Origin of the sequence: Phocaeicola coprocola DSM 17136 (assembly GCF_000154845.1) — a bacterium.
Classification (GTDB): Bacteria; Bacteroidota; Bacteroidia; order Bacteroidales; family Bacteroidaceae; genus Phocaeicola; species Phocaeicola coprocola.
This window is the reverse complement of record NZ_DS981460.1, coordinates 24,526-45,485: the sequence shown is the minus strand read 5'-3', so window position 1 is coordinate 45,485 and position 20,960 is coordinate 24,526. Positions and strand designations below refer to the sequence as shown.

Below are 20,960 nucleotides of genomic sequence, written 5' to 3'. Positions count from 1 at the left end.
AGTCAAACGCTTCAGGGCCGACTGCGGCTCATGCTCTGAAGACATTGTGGATGAGGTCAGGAAGCATTGCAGGACATTCTACATACGCGCCAACCGCTGCTGCTCGCTCTATGATGACATCTTCGCGCTCAGAGGGTGGAAGAAGGAAGAGATAAACGGCATCGTGTTTGAGTTGAACTCCATTCTCGTTGAGAAGTGGAAGGGCAAACCGTATCGCCTGGTAATCCAGAGACAGAGACGCATGGGCAGTGGACCGGACCTGTGGGAGGGGGAATATACATACCGCTGCATCCTGACCAACGATTACGAATCATCCATGAGGGACATCGTGGAGTTCTATAACATGCGCGGTGGCAAGGAACGCGTCTTTGATGACATGAACAATGGGTTTGGATGGGACAGACTGCCTAAATCCTTCATGGCGGAAAATACCGTGTTCCTGCTCCTGACGGCACTGATACGCAATTTCTACAAGGCCATCATGCAAAGGATTGAAGTGAAGAAGTTCGGGCTCAAGGAAACCAGCCGTATCAAGACGTTTGTCTTCAAATTCATTTCAGTACCTGCCAAGTGGATTAAGACCGCAAGGCAATGTGTGCTGAATATCTACACCGACAACCATGCATATGCAGAAGCCTTCAAAACTTCTTCCGGATGATTTACATCACTTGATGGCCACTGATTGCGTATTGCCTCAAGTCGCTTTATGGGGTAAGGGGATGGTATGCGCATTGAAACGGACGCGAGGACTTAATGGTTATCTTACGAATCAAAAGTCCATTTCTCTTTATGTAGGTAGCACTTCGGGAATGGAGTTGCGGATTTAAGGATTAATTAAAAGTATGAAGAAAAAATTCTATGGAGCTCTTCTGGTAGGAAGTTTATTCCTCGCAGGGGGTATGGTATCTTGCTCTGATTACGATGATGACATCAACAGCTTGAATGAAAGAGTTGATGCATTGGAAAAAACAGTAGCAGAACTGCAGAAAGCCATCGAAGCTGGTGCTGTCATCACAAATGTTGAAAGCACAGAAAATGGCGTTAAAGTTACTTTAAGTGACGGTAAGACATTTGAAGTAAAGAATGGCGCTAATGGTGCAGACGGCAAACCGGGTTCAGTAGTAACAATCGACAAAGAAGGTTACTGGTGCATCGATGGAATCAGACAAACTGATGAAAATGGTAATCCGTACAAAGCTCAGGGAGAAAAAGGAGAAGCAGGTGAACCGGGAAAACCAGGTGAAGACGGTAAAGACGGATGCTGGTATGTTCCAGCTAAAGATGGTTACTGGCACAAACAGTACTACAATGAAGAAGGTACAGTTGTAGATGAAGCAACAGATCAGAAATGGACTCCTTCAGCAGAAGAATCTGTACGTGTAGTTTATGACCCTGTAAATGGTTGCTTACAGATTTCTAATGCGGTAGATATGGAAGAAGGTCAGGTTATCAATATTCCTATTACTTCTAATTTGAAATCATTAGCTGTTATTCCTTATGTATTGGACAAAGAAACAAATTATCCTCTTGTATTCTTCTACAATATCATGGGATATGAAACCAAGGCAGAAGTAGGAAATGCTAACGCAAAACTTGTAGTTGCATCAAGTACAAATGCAAAAGCTCATTATCGTTTAAATCCTGCAAATGCAAATACCAAAGAGTGGGATTGGACAATGATTGATAGAACTGTTACTCGCGCAGCTGGTGATGAAAATGAATTGCTTTCTATTGTATCAACAGAAAGAGATAATGATGAATTCATTGTATCATTAAAATCTAATAAATCATTAGATGATTTAGCAAACGAGGCTTTATTTAAAGAACATGCAATTGCTGCCTTACAAGGAACTAATAAAGAAACTGCAGAAGTGATGACTTCTGACTATATTAAAGTTTCAAGTAAGGATTTGAAAGAATTCTCTATCATTACTGGTTATGATTTAGTTCAAAATGAAGTATTTGAATTACCAAGAGCAGGTGAACAGGAGCTCGATTCTTATAAAGATAGAGAAGCTGATGCACAATTCATTTACACAGAATCAATAGACCTGAATACATTGATTAAAACTTGGGCTAAAGAAGTTCAAGGACCAACTAATATCCCTACTATGGTAGATGATATGGTAGCAGAAGGAGAATTAACTTATCAATTTAGCTTACCGGCTGAATACAAACTTGGTGATAACGAAACTAATCAACAAGATTTTGTGACTTTGGAAGGAAGTATTTTGAAAGTTAATACAGAAAAATGGCCTAATGGAACAGGTGCTATCGGTACCACTCCTATAGTAGAAATTGTAGCTGTTGTTAACAATAAAATTGTTGCAACAGGTGTAATAAAAGTTGCCGTTGTAAAAGAAATCGAAACAGAAAAGCCTGCTTATGTAGTTACTGTAGATCCTGTAAACATGGAATATAGTAATATTAAGGATGGTGAAATTGTAAATAAATTCACATGGGAAGACATGCGTCAAGTATACGATGCATTGAAGATTACACGTGATGAATTTATCAACCAATACAAGAAATATACTATTGAAGATGGCAATGGCGTTATCTTGGAAAACAAGGCAGATGACGAAGTTGGAACTCAAACAAATATGGTTGAAATGAGTTTCGATCCAAAAGAAATCGCAAGTAATACAAAGGGATCTGTTAAGATTACATACACTCCGACAGATAAATTTGGATATGCTCCTATCGTAATTGAATTCCCATATGTAATATCACATAAACACGGAGAATGGTATCCTGAGTTCAATGAACAATTTGTAAATGGAGATGTTGCTATCATCAAAGGCCAAATGGTTGATGGTGTATGGACTCAAAAAGTTGAAATCTCTGAACACTTTGTAAACTTGAAAGAATATAAGCCACAGGGTAATCACGAAGCTCCAGTATTAGTTCTGAATGATGATATTGTATATAGCGAAAGACTCAATCTTGAAGGAACAACTTTGAGCAATCAAGTACTCACACTTAATAGTGAAATTAACGGAAACGAATTGAATGTACCTGTTTCAATCGTTGAAAAATTAGCTAATGGTGAATCATACTGCTTGAAGTCATACACTATTCGCTTCGTTAATCCATTTACAATGACTCCTGCAGCTATAAACTTGTCAGCTCCATTCCCTGGAAGAAAAGACAGCAAAGCTGTATCTTATACAGTAAAAGAAGGTAACAACACTATCGTTGGTAGCGATGGAAAAGTTACTGAATATGCAACTAAGACTTATGGTTTAACTAATGATGATGTAACTGTTACATATTCTGAAGGCAACTTCAATTGGGCACAATATGGTCTCAATAATGAAGCAGATGACTATGGAAATAAACAGAAATTGTCATTGTACAAAGAAACCAAAGACGGTACAACTACTTACAACATCAAATGGGAAAATAAAGGTACTGCTTTGATGAAAGAAATTAATACATTCTATCAAGTACAAGTAGTTGTAAAAGGTATTGCAGTAATGACTGAAAATGGTGCTGTAAAAGTTACTGAAACTGATATGTAATAACAAACTCAGTTAAATAACTCTCAAAAAGGGATTGTCCTGCCAAAGGGCAGTCCCTTTTTTTCAAATATATGTGCTATCTAATTAAATAGCCTCAGTCTGTAACAAACCATTTTAAAATAAACGATTATGAAACAGAGACAGACACTAATGGCTCTCGCACTACTATGTGGAGCGACAGCTTTTGCACAAACATCTTCCCCGCAAATCAAGGAAGAAGGAAAAACAGAGTTTGTTCCTCATTGGTTCATGCAAGTACAAGCCGGTGCAGCACACACACGTGGTGAAGCGAAATTCGGAGACTTGATTTCTCCAGCAGCTGCTATCTACGGCGGCTATCAGTTTACACCGCTCTGGGGACTGCGTGCCGGAATAAGCGGCTGGCAGGCTAAAGGAGGATGGGCTGCCGACGGACAACTTTACAAGTATAACTACTTGCAGGGTAATGTAGATGCTACACTGGATTTGGGCAACTTGTTCTGCCGTTATAATCCAGACCGTTTCTTCAATGCATACTTGTTTGCTGGTGTGGGCCTGAATGGTGGCTTCAACAATGATGAAGCTGTAGCATTGGCTAACAAAGGCTATGATCTGCGCTACTTATGGACAGATAATAAGATCAGCCCGGTAGGTAGATTCGGATTGGGTACAAATCTGCGACTGACTTCTAATCTGTTCTTCAATATCGAAGTAAATGCCAATGTTTTGTCGGATAAATTCAATTCAAAGAAGGCTGGCAATGCAGACTGGCAGTTTAATGCGCTTGCCGGATTCACTATCAAATTCGGAAAGACTTCACGCAAGACAGAACCTGTTTATTATGAACCGACTCCGCAACCGGCTCCCGTTGTAAAAGAAGAACCGAAACCGGTACAGCAGCCTGCTCCGGTAAAACAGGAAAAGGTAACTATGACAGAAAATGTCTTCTTCGCACTTAATTCTTCTGCTATCCGCAGCGGAGAAAAACAGAAGATTGAAAAGCTGGCAGAATTTATGAAGAACCATGCTGAATGTAAAGTTACTATCTGTGGATATGCAGACAAGCAGACTGGTAATGCAGATATCAACATGCGCCTTTCTAAGAAACGTGCTGAAAATGTAGCTACCCAACTGAAAGAAATGGGTATCGACAGCCAGCGTATCACTGTAGATTACAAAGGTGATACCGTACAGCCATTTAGCACACCGGAAGAAAACCGTGTAAGTATCTGTATAGCTGAATAACAGAACTCTTTAATTCTTCATAACATGTAAGGAACGTCACTCTCCTATTCCCTAGGGAGAAGATGACGTTCCTTTTTTAGTTTTTGTACACGATGATGCTTTCCGAATGATGAATAAATCACTATCTTTGCGCAAACTGATAAATGTCGGGAAATACAAAACCATATATACACATGAAAATAGAAGATAAACTGACTGCCTCCGTCACCAACGGGGTAAAAGAATTGTACGGTGCAGAAGTGCCTGCCAAAATGGTACAATTACAGAAAACCAAGAAGGAGTTTGAAGGTCATCTTACGCTTGTGGTTTTCCCTTTTCTGAAAATGTCGAAAAAGGGACCGGAGCAAACAGCACAGGAGATCGGTGAATATCTGAAAAAGAACGAACCGGCTATCGCAAATTATAATGTAATCAAAGGATTCCTGAACCTGACTATCGCATCGGATGTATGGGTTGAACTGCTGAACCGCATTCACGCTGATGCTCAATGGGGTATCCAGAAAGCTACGGAAGATGCTCCGCTGGTAATGATAGAATATTCATCACCGAATACAAACAAGCCGCTGCATCTGGGACATGTCCGCAATAACTTGTTGGGTAACGCACTTGCCAATGTAATGGCTGCCAACGGAAACAAGGTCGTAAAGACAAATATCGTAAACGACCGTGGTATCCATATCTGTAAGTCAATGCTTGCATGGCTGAAATATGGTAACGGAGAAACTCCTGAATCATCAGGCAAGAAGGGTGACCACTTGATTGGTGATTATTATGTGGCTTTCGACAAGCACTACAAGGCTGAAGTAGCTGAGTTAATGGAAAAAGGTTTGAGCAAGGAAGAAGCAGAAGCTCAATCACCACTGATGCAGGAAGCTCGTGAAATGTTGCGTAAATGGGAGGCAAATGATCCTGAAATCCGCGCTTTGTGGAAGAAAATGAATGACTGGGTATATGCCGGATTCGACGAAACATACAAGATGATGGGTGTCAGCTTCGATAAGATATACTACGAATCTGAAACATATCTGGAAGGTAAGGAAAAAGTGCTGGAAGGACTGGAAAAAGGTTTCTTCTACCGCAAAGAAGATGGTTCTGTATGGGCTGATCTGACTGCAGAAGGTCTTGACCACAAGCTGTTGCTGCGTGCCGACGGTACTTCTGTCTATATGACTCAGGATATTGGTACTGCTAAGCTTCGCTTCCAGGATTTCCCGATCAATAAAATGATTTATGTAGTAGGAAACGAACAGAATTATCACTTCCAGGTGCTTTCTATTCTGCTCGATAAGCTGGGATTTGAATGGGGTAAGGATCTGGTTCACTTCTCTTACGGTATGGTGGAACTGCCGGAAGGTAAGATGAAGAGCCGTGAAGGTACGGTAGTAGATGCAGACGACCTGATGGAAGCAATGATAGAAACAGCGAAAGAAACCAGCAGTGAACTGGGTAAGCTGGATGGCCTGACTAAGGAAGAAGCTGATGATATCGCACGTATCGTAGGTTTGGGTGCACTGAAGTATTTCATCCTGAAAGTGGATGCTCGCAAGAATATGACATTCAACCCGAAAGAATCTATCGATTTCAACGGTAATACAGGTCCGTTTATCCAGTATACATATGCTCGTATCCAGTCTATCTTGCGTAAGGCTGCTGAAGCTGGTATCACTATTCCTGCGGTTATCCCGACAGGTGTGGAACTGAGTACAAAAGAAGAGGGACTGATTCAGATGCTTGCTGACTTTACAAACGTGGTACGTCAGGCCGGAAGTGACTATAATCCGTCTATTCTTGCTAACTATGCGTACGATCTGGTAAAGGAATACAACCAGTTCTATCACGATTTCAGCATTCTGCGTGAAGAAAATGAAGCATTGAAGGTATTCCGTCTTGCTTTGAGCCAGAATGTAGGAAAGATCGTCAAACTGGCAATGGGACTGCTCGGTATTGAGGTTCCTGAACGTATGTAATTAAGACATTAATCATACACTATCTTTTATTCACCACGGATTATACAGACTTCTACACATATGTGTGAAACTTCTGCATAGTCTGTGGTGAATTGGTTTATTGATATCGCTATTATACAGATTATGGCAAAGCAGCAGAAATTTTATGTAGTATGGAAAGGAGCGGAACCAGGAATATATACATCGTGGACCGACTGCCAGCTACAAATTAAGAACTACAAAGGTGCTATTTATAAATCGTTCGCTACACGTGAAGAGGCAGAACATGCTTTCGCTACTCCTGCTTATGTGTATCTGAAGAAAAGTCAGACAGCAACACACGAACCGGAAGAGAAAAAAATCCCTGAAAATTTCGATTTAAACTGTCTGGCCGTAGATGCTGCATGCAGCGGTAATCCAGGCCCAATGGAGTACCGGGGAGTGTATTTACTTACCGGACAGGAAATTTTTCATTTTGGACCTATGTATGGCACAAATAATATCGGAGAATTCCTTGCTATTGTCCATGGTCTGGCACTGATGAAACAAAAGGGGATAAACATGCCTATTTATTCTGACAGCCGCAATGCGTTGAACTGGGTGAAACAGAAGAAATGTAAAACAAAGCTGGAACGTACCGCGAAAACTGAAGAATTATTCCGGCTTATCGAACGTGCAGAGAAATGGCTGAATGAGAATCAGTATACTACTCCACTGCGCAAATGGGAAACTGATTTATGGGGAGAAGTACCGGCAGATTTCGGCAGAAAATAACTTTCTGCCTTATTGTGCGGGTTGTGAACGCTTCAAAAGCTGAATATATCGGGGATGATTTCTTCTGACATATCGCAATAGTTTTCGCCAAACTTTCTGACTAAGTAAAAACAACAGGAATATGGTTCCCACGATACATACTGCACCAAACAGTTCTTTCAGACTGGTCAGAAGCGTCTGACGGGTAACTTCTTCATACAATTGCTGGATGGAAACATCAGGCATCCATTCTTTTACCAAATCCATTTTACGGCTTATCAGACCGATATTATCCTGCTGCATGTACTTCAGCCAGCGGTTTAATATGGCTGTACCCAAAGGAGTAGCAATGCTGGTGCGGATAAAGCTTAATACACATAGTCCCTGAAAGAAATGTTCGAAAGGGACAGTCTTGGCTACATAGATGGTCAGCGATATATAAAGTATGCCGTGTCCTAGTCCTTTCAGAAAATTGGGGATGTAAAGGCTTTCAATATTCAGGTTGGGATGGATAAGGAAATACATATAGTACTGATAAACTACTATCAGCATGAAGCCGACGGTAATAAGCAGTTTATAGCCTTTGCGCAGCACTACCTGGCGGTAGAATACAACTCCTGCACCTGCCAGTATTCCGATAAACACACACCAGTTCAATGAAACGGCATTCAGCATATCATATTTCAGAATAGCACTCATAAACATTTCCTGTAAAACTGATGATGTAGTGAGAAACAAACACAGCATCAGAAAAAGGAACAGGATAGTCGGGAAATGACGGTACTTAAACACGTGGGGATGGATGTACGGACGGTGAGTCGTAAACATTCGGTTCACATTGATAAGGGTACATACAACTGCCAGTACGATACAGCCTCGTATCAGAGCACTGTCAAGCCAGTCGTAATATTCACCATAAATGCATACAAACACAATGGAGAAAAGCACTACAGCCCAAAGAAGAGCACTTGTCCAGTCTATGCCATACAGAGGCATCTTGCGGGCCATCCGAAAGGGACGTGTAAGAAAAAATACGCACAGCCATACTACGGCAAGCAATCCGATGACGAGCCAGTGCATGTATTGCCAGTTTGCCCAATCGCTGATATGTATGGCTACAAGTCCGGAAAGCTGGATGCTTTCGAGTACAATGATATAGATTACCGGATAGAATACGGAAAAATTTCCTGAGGGGGTTACACTCAAACGGATATTTGAAAAACATTCAAATGTACCCCACATTCTGAAAAAACCGGAAATAAAGCACGTTATGACCAGTATGAAGATATTCTGCACGTGCATCGTCACCAGGTTGCAGCAGATAAGTACCGGACATACCATCATAAATATCTGTCGGGTAGTAAAGCGAAACTTCAGACGAAACAGAATGGGAAAAATCACTGTCATACCGATGAATGAGGCATATCCCGCCATCATCACATCTTCTTTCAGGCAACCCAATGCACTTGACATCTGTACAGACGTAGGAAGAAAAACTCCTCCGTTGAACTGAAACACCATTGCAAAGAACAAGGAAAGAAGTATGCACACGGAAGTGGGGATAAATTCCTTGAAATATAATATTCTAGGACGTTGTTCTTCTGCCATAATTTGTCTTTTATTGCAGTTTTACGTAACATTCCACGTTCATACCGGCACGCAAACGGCTTAGATTCTCCTTGCTGTTATTATGTGTAAATTCAATTCGGACCGGTATACGTTGTTCTACCTTTACAAAGTTTCCTGCCGAGTTGTCCTGAGGAATCAGGGAATAAAAGGAGCCGGTTGCATCTGAAATGGAAATAATCTGTCCTTGGTATTTCACCCCAGGTATAGCATCGACTGTCATTTCTACCAGTTGGCCCTGTTTCATATCGGTAGTCTGAGTTTCCTTATAATTGGCAATTACCCATTTTTCGGTTCCGTCTACAAGAGTCACCAAAGTCTGTCCCGATTGCACCAATTCTCCTTCATGGATATTTTTGCGTCCGGTCACTCCATCGGCTGTAGCACAGATTACAGTATACGACAAATTCAATTTAGCCAGATTCAAAGCAGCTTCTGCCAGCTTAATGTCCGATTCGTTCTGCTCCAGACGTTGGGTTTGTTCCTGTTTGACAAGCTCAGATGATTCTTTCTGACGCAACAACTGCTCGTAGCGGGCTTTCGTGGCAGCATAGTCGGTTTTTACACGATCGAACTGCTGTGGAGTGACTGCTTCTTCTTTCATCAGCTCTGCATAACGTTTGTAATCGGTTTCTGCATTCTGAAGGCGGACGCGCTGTTCCTCGATAGCAGCTTCGGTTACATAGATATTACTCTGAGTTGTATTGATGGTAGTATGCATAGCACTCTTCCCTGCCAGTGCATTCTGGTAATCAGCCTCAGCCTGTGCTACTTTCAGCAAATATTCGGTATTTTCTATCACTACCAGTGTATCTCCTTTCTTAACGGACTGATATTCTTCAAAATAGATTTTTTTGATGAATCCCTGTACACGAGTATTGATAGGGCTTAAATGTTGTTTCACCTGAGCATTGTCTGTATACTCCACATCACCCAGATGTATAAACTTTCCACATATCCAGCTGATTCCTCCAGCCAGAACCAATGCTATAAAAAAATTAGGGATAGCTCTTTTCTTATTTTTTATCATAACGTCTTATTCAGTTTATAGCTTTATTAGAGATTTCCTGTCAGTTTTTTCAATAAATAATACTGGTATAAAATACCTATCTGATAATTCGCCAATTGCAGTTCCATATCCAGCTGTGTGTTACTGGCATCCAGCATATCTGTTATCAGTGCCAGACCGTTTACATATCGTTGACGGACAATATTGAAGTTCTCATGTGCCAGTTGTACACTTTTTTTCTGTGTGCGCAAGCGTATATAGGCTTCATTCAGATTGACATATGCAGCATGAATATCATTCTCAGCCTCTTCTTCTGCCACTCTGCGTGCCTCTTCCATTTTACGGGTAGCAAGCTGTGCCTGTTTCAGCTTTCTCTTACTTTTAAATAAGGCATCAATATTATATGAAATGCCGACACCAGCGTACCAATATGTAAAATTGTTATTCAACGGGGGGACTTCTATCAAAATAGGTCCAGTGAAATCGTTTGCTGCTACCAGACTTATCTTGGGCCTTCTTTCAGCACGTATCAAATCCTGTTTATTCTTTTCTTGCTCTATTCTGATATCAGCCAGCCTGACCGACGGAGTATGATGTATTTCGAGCAACCAGTCTTCTTCTGTACGGTTTTCAACATTAAATTTCAGAAGTTCGGTTGTATCGGGGAGGATTAGCACATCAGGCTCCAAACCGACTGCTGTAGCCAGTTTATGGCTCAACACATCTATTTTATCTTTGACAGAAGTCAACGAAAGTTCCAGACTCTGAAGCTGAAGCTCATAACGGGTTATATCACTCTTCAGCGCCGTTCCCTGACGATAAGACGCCTTCATATCCTTTACCAGCAAGCGGGTTTGAGAAATATTGCTTTCGTAAACACGCTTCTGATTGTTTAACTGGAAAAGATCCAAATAATATCCAGCCAGAAGAAAACGAATATCCTGGCGGTTTTCTACATATTCCAGTTCTGCTTCCTTTTTTTGTAACTTACTCCGTTCGATTCCTTTTGCCACAGCTCCTCCAGCATATATCACCTGACTTGCCTTCAGCACAAAAGAATTACCAAAATGAGGCATATCTGCATGTACTGCATGGGCGAAATTTCTATCGGTCATCACTCCGTCGCCTATATAGTTCAGTTCAACATGCGCCTGAATAGAAGGTAAACGATCATTGCAAGCTACTTTTACCCCTTGCTCAGCTTCAGATATTGCCAAATCGTACAACCGTATACGATTATTATTCTGATCTGCCAACTGAAACATTTCATCGAGTGTCAATGAACGAGTCTGGGCTAACCCTTGCCCCAATAAACCTAAAAAAACAACACTAACTAATAATACTTTTTTTATCATATATTTTGTTTAGTCTTTATGCACATCAATACCAGACAAATAAATTCTCATTCCTATATCTGGTGTACAATAAAAGAATCACTATTCTTTTTGTCCTAAAAACTTACCTTACTTTTTTGTTATGCAAAAGTAAGTCTTTAATTTTGTTCCGAATTTGCACATTACGCAACAATATTATCAAAATAAGCCAAGTTTATTCCTGATGAATACAGAACAACAAGAATATATATCGCTAATAAGCCGTTCCACGCACGACGACATTCTTATCAAAAAAACCGGTTGGGAAGCAATCAATTTCCAGGAGCATGCGCATGAGAAATTCCAGATTATTTATACACTTTCCGGAACATTGCATGTAGAAACCGGAGGAGTAAACTATTTTGTTCCGGAAAAGCATATAGCATGGATTCCGGAAAAAGCCAGCCATAAGTTATCAAGCAACAGCCGGCAGGTTTCACTCATCATTTTTTATATTAATTTGAACATCACTCCTGATGATGGGAAAAACCGTTTCTCAATATATAGTACCAATGGTATTATAGCCGAAAACCTGAAGTTCATCGCATCAAAAGGGAAAGTCATTACACGCGGAAAGCAAACTGATCTATACAACTTTGCGTTAAGTTTTTTCAATTTACTTCCACAAATGACATTAGGGGCAGACTTTCTGCTGAAGACACTGGTTATCCCCAATGATTCACGCCTGCATCCTATACTGAACTACATAACAGAACACATACATGAAGACTTAAACATGGAACAGATAGCATCACAATATAACTTGTCAGTACGTAATTTAAGCCGGCTGTTTAATACATCAGGCATACACTTCAGCAACTATGTAAACCATCTGCGTATTACACGTGCTATAGAACTCCTGACAGATGGAGATAATACGGTACAGGAAGTTGCTTACAAAGTAGGATTCAATACTCCCAACAACTTCAACAGAGTATTTAAACAAGTAACTGGAAAATCACCCAAAACATACATTAAGGGGATCTGAAAATCGACGAAATAACAATTCGTACTGCATGTAAAGTGAATATAAATGAAAGACAATCTCTCCACACTATAAAAATATGTATCTTTGTAAGTTCAAATTCAACAATATATGAAAAAAAGAATCGCGTACCTGATATTGGTCTTTGCAGTTATATTTATTTTCTTCATACTGCAAAAACCCTTTTTCATGCTTTATAATGATGCGCCCGGACGACTGGTTCCATTTAGCTGCTATTTGCAGGTAATGTTTCACGGAATGAGTCTCGATGCTGCTACTACAGGGTATCTTACTGCCATCCCATGGCTTACCATACTCATTAGTATATGGTTCAAGAAATTTCCTCTCCGTCAACTACTTGTAGGATACTACGCCATTGTCTGCTTGCTGATTTCACTGATCTTTGTAGGCGACATGTGCCTCTACCCTTTTTGGAACTTCAAACTTGACGCCTCTGTCTTTTTGTATCTGGACTCTCCGAAAAATGCTATGGCAAGTGTATCTACCGGTTTTATTATACTACGGATACTTGTCATCCTGTTGCTTTCTGGATTTGTAACCTGGATACTTTATCGGATTACTCCCCGATATCTGCCTCCAGCCAACAAAAAAATAACTGGTACACTTGCCACAATTCTGCTGGGAGGAGTACTTTTTATCATCATACGTGGAGGAGTGAGTGAATCAACCTCCAACATCGGTCAGGTATATTTCTGCAACGATGAGTTTTTAAACCATTCTGCCGTAAATCCAGCTTTCAGCCTGATAGCTTCAGCCGGAAAAACAAAAAACTACTCAGAACAATTCAACTACTTCGATGAGACACACCGTAAGGAACTGTTCGATAATCTTTATCCTACCGGAGGAGAAAACACAGTAGAATTACTAAATACCAAACGTCCGGATATCCTGATTATCCTAATGGAAGGTTTCGGTGCCACCATGGTAGAATCGCTGGGAGGCGTGAAAGGAGCCAGCCCTAATATAGACCGTTTGTCAAAAGAAGGAATTTGGTTTACGCAATGCTATGCCAATAGCTTCCGGACAGACAGAGGAACGATTTGCACATTTAGCGGCTATCAGAGCTTTCCGGATCTATCGGTAATGAAAATACCAGCCAAGAGTCGTACATTGCCTTCTATCGCCGGAAAACTGGCAAAAGAAGGGTATCATACAGACTTTCTATATGGCGGTGATATTAATTTTACCAATATGAAAAGCTATCTGCTGGAAAGTGGATATCAGAACCTGACCGCTGATACCGATTTCCCCATGAGTCAGCACCAGAACGCTTGGGGAGTCAACGATGATATAACCTTCGATCATCTCTATCAGATGCTGAAAGACCGAAGAGACTCCCCCTGGCATACCGCTTTTCTTACTCTGAGCAGTCACGAACCTTTTGAAGTACCCTATCACCGGCTGAAGGAAAAACAACCAAATGCTTTTGCTTTTACCGACCATTGCCTCGGAGAGTTCGTAGAGCGTATACGCAAAACTCCTGTTTGGAACAATCTGCTTATCGTTTGTCTGCCCGACCATGGATTCTATTATCCAGCCGAAGGAAACGGACACGACGCACGGATACATCATATTCCAATGCTCTGGTTAGGAGGAGCAGTTAAGCAACCGATGGTAATAAATCAAGTGATGAACCAAAGCGATCTGGCTGCGACCTTACTTGCTCAACTCGGCATCGACCACAGTGAATTTAACTTCAGCCGAAACATACTGAGTACAGCATATACTTATCCGTTTGCCTATTGGACATTTGGAGGAGGTTTTGCATTTGCCGACAGCACAGGAGTAACATTAGTAGACATTAATGCCGACCGCCCGATGCTGGAGATACCTTCACCTGATGAAAACCGAATCTTGCGTGGAAAGGCTATCCTACAAAGCTCCTACGATGATTTGGGAGAAAGGTAGCAGTATAAACATTATGTTTAACGGACATTGTTTCCTCAATTTAATCTCTGCAACAATAAACAAAAATAGCTCTGCCATCTCCAAAACAGGGGAAGTCAGAGCTATTTTTATTTGTAACATGAATAACTTATAGGCTTTTCACAGAATCCAAACTTCAGACATATTTCTTAGTTATACATGTTTCCCGATGTATCATTTCATTATTCCACGAATTTCACTTTTGCAGCTTCACGAGGTTTAGCAGCTGGAGCCTCATCAGGATAACCGAATCCTATGCAATACAGCAATTCATATCCTTCACTAAATCCTAATTTCTGCAAATATTCGGCAGCTTCAGGAGTCTTCATAAAACGAGCTGGACTTCCCAAGCAGCAACTGCCAATACCCATAGACCATGCTGAAATCATCATATTTTCAGCAAGCAGACCACAATCGAAAGGAGAACTTTCCGATTTCGTATCATGACCGATGAACACCACTGTAGGAGCATTACGGAACATATTCTTGAATGCCGGATCTTCAGCTGCTTTCGGATTGGCTTTCTTATATAATTCTGTTACTCCATTGATATAATCAGCATTATCTACAACACGTACTTCCCAAGGTTGCTTATTCATTGCATTTGGAGCATTGATTCCGCATTCTACAATCGTTTGCATCTTGTCCCGCTCTACCGCCTGAGGTTTATACTGGCGAACACTACGACGTGTCATGATTGTTTCTACTACCTGATTTTTCAAGCTATCCTGTACAGGAGTTTCTGCCGGAGCCTGTTGCTGTGCTCCTCCTCCACATGCCATCAATGGCAATAATAACACAGCAAAAGTTGTTTGTTTTAAGTTTCTCATAAGCAATCTGTTTTATTTAAATTAGAAATTTTCTTTCCAGCGTTATTTTACACAATATATCGACAAATCAACAGAAAAAATTGAACTTTATTTTCAATCTGGCATAAAAATAATTTTTTCTCCGCTATTTACACATATTTCTTTTAGAAAATTCAGAAGCACTTCTCTATTTCATCATTCCACAAGATAAAAAAATAAGAGGATACTCTTTCGAGTACCCTCTTACGTTGGTTATTTTGTAACTTTATATTCAAATTACAATTTCGGACCAGCAGCAACCAAAGCCTTACCAGCTTCGTTTCCAGTGAACTTAGAGAAGTTCTTAATGAAACGACCAGCCAAGTCTTTTGCTTTTTCTTCCCACTGACAAGCACATTCGTAAGTGTCACGAGGATCCAAGATCTTCGGATCAACACCCGGCAATTCAGTTGGAACAACGAAATCGAAGTAAGGAATAGTCTTAGTAGGAGCTTTTTCGATAGAACCATCCAAGATAGCATCGATAATACCACGAGTATCGCGGATAGAGATACGCTTACCAGTACCATTCCAACCAGTGTTAACCAAGTATGCTTTAGCACCAGTCATTTCCATCTTCTTAACCAATTCTTCTGCATATTTAGTTGGGTGCAATGACAAGAAAGCAGCACCGAAGCAAGCAGAGAATGTCGGAGTCGGTTCAGTGATACCACGTTCTGTACCAGCCAACTTAGCAGTAAATCCTGACAAGAAGTAGTACTGAGCCTGTTCAGGGTTCAGGATAGATACTGGAGGCAATACACCGAATGCATCAGCAGACAAGAAGATAACTTGTTTTGCGTGAGGACCTTTAGACACCGGTTTAACGATGTTTTCGATGTGGTGGATAGGATAAGAAACACGAGTGTTTTCAGTTACGCTCTTATCAGCGAAGTTGATTTTACCTTCAGCGTCAACAGTAACGTTTTCCAACAAAGCGTCACGACGGATAGCGTTGTAAATATCTGGTTCTGATTCTTTATCCAAGTTAATAACTTTAGCGTAGCAACCACCTTCGTAGTTGAACACACCTTCGTTATCCCATCCGTGTTCGTCGTCACCGATCAACTTACGTTTCGGGTCAGTAGACAAAGTAGTCTTACCTGTACCAGACAAACCGAAGAAGATAGCTGATTCAGTTTCGTCCATATTAGTGTTAGCAGAGCAGTGCATAGAAGCGATACCACGCAATGGGTTGAAGTAGTTCATCATAGAGAACATACCTTTCTTCATTTCACCACCATACCAAGTGTTCAGGATAACCTGTTCTTTAGTAGTCAAGTTGAATACAACTGCAGTTTCTGAGTTCAGACCCAGTTCTTTGTAGTTTTCAACTTTTGCTTTAGAAGCGTTGTAAACGATGAAGTCAGGTTCGAATGATTCCAGTTCTTCTTTAGAAGGACGGATGAACATGTTAGTTACAAAGTGAGCCTGCCATGCAACTTCCATGATGAAACGAACTTTCAAGCAAGTAGCTTTGTTAGCACCGCAATAACCATCAACAACATACAATTTTTTGTTTGACAATTCTTTTGCAGCCAAAGCTTTCAGTTCTTTCCAAGCTTCAGTAGTAACAGGTTTGTTATCGTTCTTATATTCTTCAGAAGTCCACCATACAGTGTTTTCACTTGTAGCGTCTTTTACCAGGAATTTATCTTTAGGAGAACGACCAGTGTAGATACCAGTCATTACGTTTACTGCACCCAGTTCAGTTACCTGACCTTTTTCGAAGCCTTCCAAACCAGCTTTTGTTTCTTCTGCAAACAATACATCGTAAGAAGGATTGTGTACGATTTCTACGGTTCCAGTGATACCGTACTTAGTAAGATCTAAATTTGCCATTGTTCAAATGATTAATTTGGTTATTATATCAAATGTTTAGTTTTCCGTTTATACCATCCAATAGACCAGTGAGTTCAATCCTCCTCGTCTTTGGCGATACAAAAGTAGTAGTTTATTTTTAAACTAAAGAAGTTATTACAGAAAAAAATCCGTAATAAACTAAAGATTTATACTTGTGTAACAAATCTGTCATTTCGACATTGCAACTACGAATATTACCACCTAGAATAATAAGTATAGTATTTAATCCATTCTTCCATATCTTTCATGAATTATCCGTATATTTGCGGCATAAACATGTAACAATCAAAAAAAGAGAAACAATCTATGAAAATTGTAGAACTGAACCGGAATAATAGTATTCTAAACCAGTATCTGGCAGAGATTCGCGATGTAAATATACAAGGTGACAGCCTGCGTTTCCGCCGCAATATCGAACGTGTCGGAGAAATCATGGCATACGAAATCAGCCGTGATCTTCCTTATCAACCGCTGGAGATACAGACACCTTTAGCCATGGCAACCGAAAACGTTCCTACCATACAGCCTGTCATTGCTACTATCCTGCGTGCCGGACTGCCGCTGCACCGGGGATTCATTAACTATTTCGACCGCGCTGAGAATGCTTTTGTTTCGGCTTATCGCAAATACATAGATACCGACAATTTTGATATCCATATCGAGTACATTGCCTCTCCGCGCTTGGACGGAAAGACGCTGATTCTGGTAGACCCGATGCTGGCTACAGGTGGTTCAATGGAACTCGCCTACAAAGCATTGCTTACTAAAGGTGAACCAGCACACATACATATAGCATCGGTTATTGCCAGCCGACAGGCAGTGGAACACGTACAAAAAGTATTTCCTCAGGACAAAACAACAGTATGGTGTGCAGCTGTAGATCCGGAATTGAACGCACACTCATACATCGTACCGGGACTAGGTGATGCCGGTGATTTGTGCTATGGAGAAAAAGAATAAGTCTTTTTAAGAAACAGTCAACTATCAAAACAAATTCCGGTTCTGCTTCAATCTGATATTTCGCAAGTTCCTGCTCCCACAAAGAAACACCTTTCTCGCGCAGACTATCGAAAGTCATTCCGTTCAGTTCTTGCAAATTCAAAGTTGCTCCGGCTGTACTGACAGCAGAAACAGCCGTCTTCACTATGATTTCTTCTCCTTCTGCTGCTTCAAAAGATATACATGCCATCAGATTCTTTCTCCAAGCTTCATAACAGCTTCTGAAACGAGATGTGTTGTAAATGACCGGTTTCTTATCTTGCATAAAACGCAAATTTTTCAGCTTCTTTGAAAACACGGCTGTAAAATATACATGGCGCTCCGGTCCCCAACCTTTCACAAGCTTATACCCTGTCAATGTAGAATCGTTTTCCATACGTAAATTCGACCATTCACAACTTTGCCACAAGGTATGGTTCATATCAATCATGATAAATGCCTGCTCCGATTTGGGATAGGTAAAGCGAAACATTCCACTCCGAAGACCAGCTGTCATTTCAGCTTTCACACCATAATCGGACAATTCTACAGCATAATAATTAGGTGATGCCCATTCTCTATCATGAGAATAACGAGAACGGTAACCTTCTGTAGGATTCTCACGTGTACCCGGATCAAGCTTCATCTCTCCTGTACCTGGAATAAACAGGAAGTCGCCCAAATCGGGAATCCCTGTTCCACTTAAATGCGTCAGACTAAATCCTAGAATAGAGGTATGATTATACTTATATCCAGCTGCTGCATCATAAAATTTTGCATCTGTGTCTGGACTAATCTGTATTCCTCCAAATGGTATCTGCGCTCCTGGATATACATTCCCATATCCATCTGTACCAATCATAGGATTGACATACTGAGTTAAGTTCTCTGCAGAAAGAGAAAACACCGGCAAAGAAACACATAGAAAGATTGTTTTCAGTATCTTTTTCATAATCAATGATTTTCTGTTTCTTGAATATCGCCAACTGCAACTTGATATTCATACCACAAGTCATCTATATCATACTGCTCTCCTAAAGCATATTTTATAGCCCCGTTAAATGACCAAGGAACAACCTCAAGTGTACTTCGATTAAACTTACGAAGAAAGTCTTTATCTTTATTATCTCTTAACCATACAAAAAAGTATCCGGCAGTACGATAACCATCCATATAGTTTCCACCTTTAGGACGAGCATCCGGAGTAAAACCTCCATTGGCAACACGTACTGCATCAGCCATTCCCTCTATAAAAGCCCAGAAAACACGACTGCTTCCATAATTACCTATCCCTTGAGGCTCCAGCTGATATGCATGAGTCAATTCGTGTAACAAAACACCCCTTGTTTCAAAAAACAGCTTAGCAGTATCATTTGCTGCAAATGAGTTTTCAATATGACGAGTACTATAAAAAATGCTCACAACGCCATTACCTCCTCCTTTTGCAGAAATACCCTCTATATCCTGCAAAGAATAATGAATTGTATCAACCGGAACAATACTGTCAGCCGGAGAATCATATAATGTAGCAAGTACTGTACGTGCCTGATCTGCAATATACTCCTGAGGATTAGTTATTATACGATGATAAACTTTTGATCCTTCTGTCTCTGGAGCCTGATCATCAAATACAATATGCCCAACCGGATAATCTTTCCAGACCTCCATTGTCTCTTTTTCAGTCATCACATTTTTCTTGTTCCCCGTACAAGCCGATATACCACTCATTCCTAATATTATACCAGCTAATAACAATTGTGCTTTCATACTATTTGATTCCGTTTGTTAATGAATAAGGCTTATTTTCTGCTTTTTGTCCTCTTTTCTTGTTGGGTGAGGTTCCCATCTTAAACTCCCAGACTCCTCCTTTCAACAAATCTGCATGAGTAATATATAATTTGTCATATTTCTTGCCGTTAATAGTAAGTGACTGAACATAACGTCGGGTATCGCTCACTCCTTCAGCTTTAATTTCCAAAATGTTTCCATTAGGTAAACGCAGTTTGAGATAAGGGAAATATGGAGCTCCTAATACATACTGATCTGTTCCCGGACATACTGGATAAAATCCCATTACCGTAAACATATACCAGGCAGACATCTGACCACAATCATCATTTCCTCCCAACCCGTTTATATCATTACGATACATACGGTCGATTATCTCACGAGTCCAAAATTGAGTTTTCCAAGGTTGTGATGTCCAAGCGTATAAGTAAGGTATATGATGACTTGGTTCATTACCATGCACATATCCGCCAATCAGCCCTTCTTCCGTAATATCTTCATTCTTTTCATAATATTTTTTAGGAAGATGCATTTCAAAAAGCTCATCCAAACGAGTTAGAAAAACTTTTTCACCTCCCATTAAATCCATGATACCATAGACATCATGTGGTACATGGAAAGAAAAATTCCAGGAATTACCTTCGATAAAACCCTCTCCATGTGTTTGCAGAGGATCAAAATCTTTTTTGAAGCTACCGTCAGTATAACGCGGACAGGCAAAGCCATTTTTCTTATCAAAGACATTACGATAATTCAATGCACGTGCATAATACTGCTTAGCAATTTCTTCATTACCTGCTCTTAAAGCAGTCTGATAAATAGTCCAGTCATCATATGCAAATTCCAATGTAGAGGAAACAACTGTACTACTCTTTTCAAAAGGAATATATCCCAACTGTTGAGAGAAAGCCGGAGTAAAGATTAAACCGGCGAGCAAACAAAAATGTATTTTTCGAAGCATATAAAATTAAGATTTAAGCCAATATCCTATATGTAAAAGTAATAATAGATAACTATATTTTTTTCCTCTTTAAAGACATTCTTTCTCCCTAAATCAAAATGTCCTAATAAAGAATCATATTCAAAATACAGAACA

At 40.4% G+C, this 20,960-nt stretch carries 13 protein-coding genes and 3 pseudogenes; 8 read left to right on the top strand and 8 right to left on the bottom strand.

Features of this window, described 5'->3' with window-relative positions; translation table 11 throughout:
- The 5 genes and pseudogenes from BACCOP_RS05910 to BACCOP_RS05890 all read left to right on the top strand — a co-directional run.
- Positions 1-658: pseudogene (locus BACCOP_RS05910) on the top strand (IS1380-like element IS615 family transposase); the annotation flags it as partial.
- 184 nt (positions 659-842) lie between these two features.
- Positions 843-3,524, top strand: coding sequence for a PL29 family lyase N-terminal domain-containing protein (locus tag BACCOP_RS05905; RefSeq protein ID WP_007567226.1), 2,682 nt, complete (start codon positions 843-845; stop codon positions 3,522-3,524).
- A 129-nt stretch (positions 3,525-3,653) separates the two neighbouring features.
- Positions 3,654-4,748: an OmpA family protein gene (locus BACCOP_RS05900; protein ID WP_007567224.1), complete on the top strand. Its 1,095-nt coding sequence runs from the start codon at positions 3,654-3,656 to the stop codon at positions 4,746-4,748.
- 173 nt (positions 4,749-4,921) lie between these two features.
- Positions 4,922-6,715, top strand: a complete 1,794-nt coding sequence (gene argS / locus BACCOP_RS05895; RefSeq protein WP_007567222.1) for an arginine--tRNA ligase — start codon at positions 4,922-4,924, stop codon at positions 6,713-6,715.
- 123 nt (positions 6,716-6,838) lie between these two features.
- On the top strand, positions 6,839-7,468 hold the full coding sequence (locus BACCOP_RS05890; protein ID WP_040311877.1) for a ribonuclease H1 domain-containing protein: 630 nt from the start codon (positions 6,839-6,841) through the stop codon (positions 7,466-7,468).
- A gap of 9 nt (positions 7,469-7,477) precedes the next feature.
- Here the strand turns inward: BACCOP_RS05890 and BACCOP_RS05885 are convergent, their stop codons facing one another.
- The 3 genes from BACCOP_RS05885 to BACCOP_RS05875 are packed head-to-tail and all read right to left on the bottom strand — an operon-like array spanning position 7,478 to position 11,437.
- The gene (locus BACCOP_RS05885; RefSeq protein WP_007567218.1) at positions 7,478-9,055 is read right to left on the bottom strand and encodes an efflux MFS transporter permease; all 1,578 of its coding nucleotides are present in this window, start codon (positions 9,053-9,055) and stop codon (positions 7,478-7,480) included.
- 10 nt (positions 9,056-9,065) lie between these two features.
- The gene (locus BACCOP_RS05880) at positions 9,066-10,103 is read right to left on the bottom strand and encodes an HlyD family secretion protein (protein WP_007567216.1); all 1,038 of its coding nucleotides are present in this window, start codon (positions 10,101-10,103) and stop codon (positions 9,066-9,068) included.
- 26 nt (positions 10,104-10,129) lie between these two features.
- Entirely contained in the window at positions 10,130-11,437 is a 1,308-nt protein-coding gene (locus BACCOP_RS05875; RefSeq protein ID WP_007567214.1) for a TolC family protein, read from the bottom strand.
- A gap of 202 nt (positions 11,438-11,639) precedes the next feature.
- Here BACCOP_RS05875 and BACCOP_RS05870 point away from each other — a divergent pair, with 202 nt between their 5' ends.
- Positions 11,640-12,443 carry a helix-turn-helix domain-containing protein gene (locus BACCOP_RS05870; protein WP_007567212.1) on the top strand — a complete coding sequence of 268 codons (804 nt, stop codon included), beginning with the start codon at positions 11,640-11,642 and terminating at the stop codon, positions 12,441-12,443.
- 108 nt (positions 12,444-12,551) lie between these two features.
- Complete coding sequence (locus BACCOP_RS05865; RefSeq protein WP_007567210.1) at positions 12,552-14,369, top strand: LTA synthase family protein; 1,818 nt, start codon at positions 12,552-12,554, stop codon at positions 14,367-14,369.
- Between the two features lie 200 nt (positions 14,370-14,569).
- Here BACCOP_RS05865 and BACCOP_RS05860 read toward each other — a convergent pair whose 3' ends face one another.
- Positions 14,570-15,217, bottom strand: a complete 648-nt coding sequence (locus BACCOP_RS05860; protein ID WP_007567209.1) for a nitroreductase family protein — start codon at positions 15,215-15,217, stop codon at positions 14,570-14,572.
- A 255-nt stretch (positions 15,218-15,472) separates the two neighbouring features.
- A complete protein-coding gene (gene pckA, locus BACCOP_RS05855) occupies positions 15,473-17,077 on the bottom strand; it encodes a phosphoenolpyruvate carboxykinase (ATP) (protein WP_007567207.1) in 1,605 nt (534 codons plus the stop codon).
- Positions 17,078-17,404: 327 nt separating this feature from the next.
- On the opposite strand from pckA, the gene upp reads away from it, so the two are divergent.
- Entirely contained in the window at positions 17,405-18,058 is a 654-nt protein-coding gene (upp, locus tag BACCOP_RS19645; RefSeq protein WP_007567205.1) for a uracil phosphoribosyltransferase, read from the top strand.
- A 40-nt stretch (positions 18,059-18,098) separates the two neighbouring features.
- On the opposite strand, the pseudogene BACCOP_RS05850 reads toward upp, so the two are convergent.
- The 3 genes and pseudogenes from BACCOP_RS05850 to BACCOP_RS05840 form a co-directional block, all read right to left on the bottom strand.
- A pseudogene (locus BACCOP_RS05850) lies at positions 18,099-19,028 on the bottom strand (GH92 family glycosyl hydrolase); the annotation flags it as partial.
- 2 nt (positions 19,029-19,030) lie between these two features.
- Positions 19,031-19,804, bottom strand: a complete 774-nt coding sequence (locus tag BACCOP_RS05845; protein WP_370858849.1) for a basic secretory protein-like protein — start codon at positions 19,802-19,804, stop codon at positions 19,031-19,033.
- 40 nt (positions 19,805-19,844) lie between these two features.
- Positions 19,845-20,762: pseudogene (locus BACCOP_RS05840) on the bottom strand (GH92 family glycosyl hydrolase); the annotation flags it as partial.
- Positions 20,763-20,960: the final 198 nt, after the last annotated feature.